1 pseudogene is annotated in these 1,285 nt (G+C 61.8%); it reads left to right on the top strand.

Annotated elements, in window-relative coordinates:
* Window positions 1–1,285: pseudogene (locus tag MSIMFI_RS27590) on the top strand (PPE family protein); the annotation flags it as partial.

The following is a 1,285-nucleotide window of genomic DNA, read 5'->3' as shown; positions in this document are numbered from 1 at the left end:
ATTCGGGTACCGGCAATGTCGGGTTCTTCAATTCCGGTACCGGGAACTGGGGCTTGTTCAATTCGGGGAGCTACAACACCGGTGTCGGTAATTCGGGGATTGGCAGCACGGGGTGGTTCAACGCCGGCAGTTTCAACACGGGTCTGGTCAATGCGGGCAATTACAACACCGGCAGTTTCAATGCGGGTGACGCCAATACCGGCGACCTCAATCCGGGCAGCATTAATACCGGCTGGTTCAACACCGGTGATATCAATACCGGGGTGGCCAACTCCGGCAATGTCAACACCGGGGCTTTCATCGGCGGCAATGACAGCAACGGCCTCTGGTGGCGGGGCAACTACCAGGGCCTGATCAGCTTCTCCTACGTCCCTGCTGTGATTCCCCAAACCCCGTTCTTGGACCTCACCTTGACCGGCGGACTGGGCTCCGTCGTTATCCCCGCCATCGACGTCCCCGCAATTCGCCCCGAATTCAGCGCCAACGTCGCCATCGACAGCTTCACCCTCCCGACCATCCCGATCCCCCGAATCGACGTGGACGCCATTACGGTAAGCGTCGGCCTCGGTCCGATGACCTTCCCGTCCATTGTCATTCCAAAGGTGCCCGTCACACTGAATTACTCCTTTGGCTCACAACCCGGCGGGCCCATGACAATCGGTCCGATTTCGGGAGCCTTTCAGATCAGTCAGTTCCCACCGATCCTTGCCGACCTGACTGTCGGTCCAATAGTTATAGGTGCGAGCTCGTCGCAAGGGACCATAGCGGCATTCCTAGCCAACCTGCCCTTCAACACTCCCACGGTCGCCATTGACAAAATCCCGCTGCTTGCGACCGTTACCGCCCACTCCGAGCCCATCGACATCTTCCCGGGCGGCCTCACGATCCCCGCGATGAACCCGCTGAGCATCCACCTGTCCGGCGGCACCGGCGCTTTCACCATCCCGGCAGTCACCATCCCCGAAATCCCCTTCGCGCTCGAGGCCCACAGCACCCTCGGACCCGTTCGCATCGTGCTCATCGACGCTCCGGCGGTCCCGGGGTTCGGGAATTCGACCACCGCCCCGTCGTCGGGTTTCTTCAATTCCGGTGTCGGTGGGGTGTCTGGGTTCTGGAACGGCGGTTCGCACGTGTCGGGCTGGTTCAACCAGGTCCCGCCCTCGCTGCCGGGGCTGGCGTCGGGTTACTTCAATGCCGGCGCGCTGGCATCGGGTGTGTTCAACCTCGGTTCGGGTGTGTCGGGGATGTTCAACACCAGCTCGCTGGATGCGGGGGCCTCGGCGTG

It is taken from the genome of Mycobacterium simulans, from assembly GCF_900232995.1.
GTDB classification, from domain to species: Bacteria; Actinomycetota; Actinomycetes; order Mycobacteriales; family Mycobacteriaceae; genus Mycobacterium; species Mycobacterium simulans.
Note: the sequence above shows the minus strand (reverse complement) of the source record. Positions and strands in the feature narration are given on the sequence as shown.